Below are 249 nucleotides of genomic sequence, written 5' to 3' on the forward strand. Positions count from 1 at the left end.
CGGCGGCCTTCGGCGCCGCGATTGCCGCATGGCGTTCGCCGGCCCGACCGTCGGATTTGCGTGGCGCTCGCTTGAGATATTCGAGCGCGAGCGGAAACCGCTTCGCGCGCTCGCCGCTCATGAAGCCCGCCCTGCCGCGCGCGCCCAGTCGCGCGTCGCGGGCAGCATTTGGGTGTGCGTGAGGTCGAGTTGCAGCGGCGTGATCGATACGAAACCGTTTGCAATCGCGTGGAAATCGGTGCCCTCGCT

General features: G+C 68.3%; 2 pseudogenes. Both read right to left on the bottom strand.

From position 1 onward, the window contains the following. Positions 1-121: pseudogene (locus tag SB816_RS33795) on the bottom strand (protein-L-isoaspartate O-methyltransferase); the annotation flags it as partial. Then, a pseudogene (locus tag SB816_RS33800) lies at positions 118-249 on the bottom strand (5'/3'-nucleotidase SurE); the annotation flags it as partial. The pseudogenes SB816_RS33795 and SB816_RS33800, both read right to left, overlap by 4 nt.

It is taken from the genome of Achromobacter sp. SIMBA_011 (genome assembly GCF_046535435.1).
GTDB classification, from domain to species: Bacteria; Pseudomonadota; Gammaproteobacteria; order Burkholderiales; family Burkholderiaceae_B; genus Achromobacter; species Achromobacter dolens.